4 protein-coding genes and 1 pseudogene are annotated in these 5,413 nt (G+C 30.4%); 3 read left to right on the forward strand and 2 right to left on the reverse strand.

All coding sequences use genetic code 11. The annotated features are described in order from the left end of the window. Window positions 1-512, reverse strand: a pseudogene (locus RQ907_RS07325) (SPFH domain-containing protein); the annotation flags it as partial. A 605-nt stretch (window positions 513-1,117) separates the two neighbouring features. Between RQ907_RS07325 and RQ907_RS07330 the strand changes: the two are divergent. The 3 genes from RQ907_RS07330 to RQ907_RS07340 are packed head-to-tail and all read left to right on the forward strand — an operon-like array spanning window position 1,118 to window position 4,513. Beyond that, entirely contained in the window at window positions 1,118-2,620 is a 1,503-nt protein-coding gene (locus RQ907_RS07330; RefSeq protein ID WP_311492722.1) for a hypothetical protein, read from the forward strand. Next, a complete protein-coding gene (locus tag RQ907_RS07335) occupies window positions 2,611-3,900 on the forward strand; it encodes an ATP-binding protein (protein WP_311492723.1) in 1,290 nt (429 codons plus the stop codon). The genes RQ907_RS07330 and RQ907_RS07335 overlap by 10 nt, the downstream gene beginning before the upstream one ends. Beyond that, a complete protein-coding gene (locus RQ907_RS07340) occupies window positions 3,890-4,513 on the forward strand; it encodes a response regulator transcription factor (protein WP_311492724.1) in 624 nt (207 codons plus the stop codon). Before RQ907_RS07335 ends, RQ907_RS07340 begins: the two co-directional genes overlap by 11 nt. A 356-nt stretch (window positions 4,514-4,869) precedes the next feature. Here RQ907_RS07340 and RQ907_RS07345 read toward each other — a convergent pair. Further along, a partial coding sequence (locus tag RQ907_RS07345) for an ATP-binding cassette domain-containing protein (RefSeq protein WP_311492725.1) occupies window positions 4,870-5,413 on the reverse strand: 544 nt, incomplete at its 5' end.

The raw sequence follows: 5,413 nt of genomic DNA on the forward strand, positions 1-5,413 counted from the left end.
GTATAAGTTCCTCTGGTAACCGCCCCGACTTGTGTACCAAAAAAGGCGTCATCCCAATATATTTCACTTTGGGTTCCAAACCTATTATTTGGTATTTCTTTAAGGTTAACATAAAAAGCTAGTTGTTCAGACCCAGCCTGACCACCAAATTTAAACTTTTCCCAAGTTGACTTGATTAATGAAGCATTTGGGCCATCGCCAGCGAAAATACTTTGTGAATTTTTATCATCTGATGAATAAATAAAACCACCAGGTTCATTGATTATTCCTGTAATCAAACCATCTTCTATAGTGATTAGAGCTGTGCCTTCTGGAACAATTATCTTGCTACCATTTGTTATTATGTTTTCATTTCCCTTGGTATTTTGACCACGTCCTTTGTTTTGTCCCTGGGCTTTTGCCGGAAATATTCCTAGAGTACCAGATTCAATCGAACCTGGACCATAAAAATCCAACCATTGGTCTGCAAAAGTTCCGCCTATAGATCCTGTAAAAGCTTTAATAAATCCCATAACTACCTCCATATCTTAAGAAAATGTTTTCATACTTACTGTGATTTTAATTTTTTATTTAGAAGATTCCCTATACGAAAAAAACTTTTCTTCTTTCACCTTTAAATCACTACTTATTTCGTGTGCCATTGCCCTTCTAATAAAATTTTAATCTTGAATTTTTTTTAAATCACCTATTAATTTCTATCTTCATTATATAAACTTTTTAAAATTCCCACATCACCCAAAAGTATGATATTTTGAAAAATATAATAATTTATAATAAATTTATTTCTTAAATAAGAAAATAAAATCAAAAACCATCATACCTAAAATAAAAAATCTAGATTATCCGTTAGCATTGAGCGATTATTTTAGATTCAATTTGACATTATTTTGTTCTAGTTTTAAAATATATTTAAGTGATATCGTTTTCTATAATTCAAAATATTTTATCGGAGGATAAGTTGTATCGAAAAGAAATTATTAGCTATATTCTTTCTATATTTCTGGTTTTTTTAGCATGCCTTTTGCACGGCTTGGATTATTTTAATTACCTTAATTTACCCGTGCATACAATTGTATTTGCCCTTTATAGTTTTGTAATTTTTCTCTGGATGAGAAATATGAAAAATAGGGTTTTGAGAAGTTCGGTTTCCGCTAGATTTAAACTTATTGGTTTTCTTCTAATTTCTTACTTACTTGTGAGAACCTTAAAGTATGAAATCTTCATATCAGATAAATATGCAGTGAGATTTATAAGATATCTATATTTGGTTTTTCCCCTAATTCTAACCCAGCTGGTCTTTCTTACTTCCCTCCATGTTGGGAAATCTGAAAGAGAGAACATAAACAAATTTTGGCAACTTCTATGGATACCCACCCTTCTTACAAGTATCCTAATTATTACAAACGACTACCACGGTCTAGTTTTTTCACTTGATCCAAATGATACAAGCCTTAAGATGTATGGACCTATATTCTACTTTGTTATTATTTACATTGGTCTTTTAACTATAATGAATATTGCCATCACCATGATCTATTCATATAAAAATAGATACCTTAGTCACGTAAAACTTCCTATATTTATTCTTATTAGCTGGGGCATTTATACTTTTTTATACATGACCGGATGGGAAAAATTTGAATATTTTAAAATTTTCTTCAAGAGTGCTGAATTTAACATATTGATGGTAGTACTATTTATTGAATCTCTAGTATTCATGAGACTTTTGCCTTCAAACAGAGGATATGAATTGTTCCTATCTTTATCTTCCTTAAATATTGGTATCATGGATTCAAATGGTCAAATGATTTATAGGCCTAAAATTTATGAAAATATTGATTCCTCCTTGGTTTATAAGGCACTTTATGGTCCTATCCTCATTGATGAGAACACACTCTTGGAAAGTGCAAAAATAAGGGGCGGAATATCATTTTACTTTATTGATATGACTGATTTTAATAAATTAAAAAGAAAACTTATTTATATGACCGAAGATATGCTAAACGAGAATGAACTCTTAAAAGCAAATAATACCTTAAAGAAAAATATGATTAAAGTTGAAGAACAAAGACAAATCAGAGAGCATATTAATAGCAAACTCCAAGAGCAATTTGACAAACTTAACAATATTATAATTAATCTGCCAGAAGATGAAGAATTATTTGAGAAAAAACTAAAACACGCTTGCTTTCTAGATGTATATATAAAAAGATATTCCAATTTATTTTTGCTTACAAAAAATAAAAACACCCTAAATTTAGCAGAGCTAAAACTTGCATTTTGCGAATCACTTGATTATTTAAGTCTAAGTGATGTAAAAACAAAGATAATTTGGGAAGAAAGTAGCTTCTACGATGCCGATTTTTGTATTAATCTCTATGAGATATTTCAAAATTCCTTAGAATTTTATATGCCAGATGTAAATTCAATTGAAATAAATTTCTATATCAAAGACAAAATGGCTGAACTATCTATGAAAATTACTTGCAAGAAAGAAAAATCTTTCTTAGGCAAGTTGGGTGATAATTATAAAAATAACCAAATCTTTATAAGCGAAAATATTTCGAAAAATGAAATTAAACTTTTAATTTCTCATGAAAGGAGCAAGCTATGCAATTAGGGAGTCTAAATATATATAGGCTTGGCTTATTGTTTATAATTAATGCTATTATCTTAGTTATTAGTATTAATATAGTGATAGAATCTTCAAATACTATGGTATTCCGCAAATATTTTCTTTATAGCTCACTGATTTTTATATCAAATCTTATTCCCTTACAGATTTTGGCAGAGCTTGGTACTGGTAAGATTTATTTAGCAAAACCACTTTTACAGCTTCCCCTATATTTATTTGTTTTCTACGACCTACTTATTTTAATCATAGAAATTATATTTTCAAAAAAATTGATAGAAAGAAGTAAAACAATAATTGGTAATAATTCTATAAAAGAAAGTATGGATAACCTTCCTGATGGTATTTGTTTTTCGAAATATGACGGCACTCCCCTTTTGGTAAATAGGGTTATGCAGGATATAAGCTATGCTGTCTTTGGAAATATGCTTGCAAATGACCTCGCCTGTGCTGAAGACGTTAGAAATAACAATATAAAAAAGGATGCAAAAATCTTACAAAGAAATCCTCTTATAGTAGAAACATTAGGAGATATTTGGCAAATAAAAATTGTTGACCACGAAAAATTCAAGGAAACCTTAGCTTATAAGATCACACTCGAATGGAACTTATATCAAGAAATAAAAGCTAAAAATAAAGAGATTGAGAAAATAAACGTAAGTTTAAAAGAATATCAAAAAAATGTTGGAGAATTTACTAGACAAAAGGAAATTTTGCAAGCAAAAATAAAAATCCACGATAAAATTGGCCAGTGCCTAATATATTTTAAACGCTACTTGGATATGGAAGAAAAAACCAAAGAAGATAGGGCTAAGCTAATTAATTTGTGGAAAGAAAGTCTATTAATGTTTGAGGTGGAAAGTGACAATATTAACGATGATATAGATTCATCTAAAAACCTAGCCAAGTTTGATAAACTAATCTCTACAGCCAATGACATAGGAGTTTTAGTTGATGTCAATGGCAAGCTTCCAAAAGATGAAGGTGATCTGAAAATCTTGGTTGAAACAGTCCACGAAGCACTCAATAATGCCATACGCCACGGCCAAGCAAAAAATATAAGGATTTTCCTTAGAGAAGATAGTGTAAATATAAATTGTAAAATCACCAATGACGGCAAGTTCGTTAATACACCGATAATAGAAAAAGGTGGCTTAAAAAATATTCGTCAAAGAATAGAAGCTTGTGGTGGTAATATGGAAGTTAGATTTGATTCAAATATCACCCTAATTCTGTCTTGGCCAAAAGGAGTAAACTATGACCTATAAAATAATGATTGTAGATGATCAGTTCATCTCTCGTGAAATGTTTAGATTAAATATCGACCAATACCCTGACTATGAAGTTGTCTACTCTATAGACACCGCCATGTTTGCAGATACTTATGTCCTAAATAAAAAAATCGACTTGATAATAATGGATATACTTATGAAAGATGGGTCGAATGGACTTGAAGCTGCAGAAAAAATCAAAAAATTAAAACCTAACATAAAGATTATTGCAGTTACAAGCATGCCCGAAGTTTCTTGGATGAATAAGGCGAAACAAATCGGTATAGAAAGTTTTTGGTACAAAGAAGTTTCAAAAGAAACAATTATAGAAATTATCGGGAGGACCCTGGCTGGTGAATCTATATATCCAATTGAAACACCTGAAGTCAAACTTGGCATGGCTAAATCAACCGAACTTACACCTAGAGAAATCGAAGTTCTAAGACTTTTAACCACAGGTGCTGGCAATGACCAGATAGCAGAAGACCTAGGGATTTCCCTAAATACAGTGAAAACTCATATCCAACACATGCTAGATAAGACAGGATTTTCAAGCCGTACCCAGCTTGCAATTCAAGCTCGAATTATAGGTTTTGTAATAGAAGACTAATTATAAAATAGTGATCTTGCAAAATAGTAAATCTATTCTAAACATCACTATTTTTCTTGCATATTATATTAAATATTATATTAATAAATTCTATAGTTTTTTATTTAATAAGACTTAAAAACAATAGCTCCGCTAAGAAATTGCCTATTAAATTTTTCCTAGCTCGGTTTTTTTGAATGTATTTAAATTTCACAGACCCATGCTTTTCGCTATTCTTCCCCATTGTTTTTAAATAATAAATGAGGGCTTATGGTCTGTATCATAAGTCCTCTAAAAAGAAAAATATCCTATTTCATTTTATTTAAAATTTATAGAGTAATTACCAATTCCAAAAACTTGTTTTCCAGCCCTAGCTTTTATATTTCAAAAATCTCATCGCCGACTTCATTCAAAAACTCAATATCATGGGATACTATAAAAATTATTTTATCTCTATTTCTATATTTTTTGATTAGCTCAGATATTTTTTCCATATTTGAATAATCCATACCACTTGTAGGTTCATCGAAATAGACAAATGTAGAATCTTTGCACATAACAGATGCGATTGCAAGTCTTTGCTTTTGTCCTCCTGATAAACTCATTGGGTGCCTTTCAATAAATTCGTCTAAGCCCAAATCTTTTAAAATGATTTTTGCCTTTTCTTCATCAAAATTCTTTACACCTAGACTAAGCTCTTTAAATACCTCATCTGTAAATAGCTGATGATTTACGTCTTGCATAACAAGTGAAGAGTTTTTAAGTCTTTCTTTTTTTGAAAGTTTCTCTCCCTTAAAGTAAATTTCCTCTTTTGATTTTTTCTCAAGACCAATTAAACACCTTAAGAGCGTTGACTTTCCTCGTCCATTGAATCCTATTATGCCATAAATTTTCCCAAGCTTAAATGAAATGTCCTTTACA

It is taken from the genome of uncultured Anaerococcus sp., from assembly GCF_963510575.1.
Lineage (GTDB): Bacteria > Bacillota > Clostridia > Tissierellales > Peptoniphilaceae > Anaerococcus.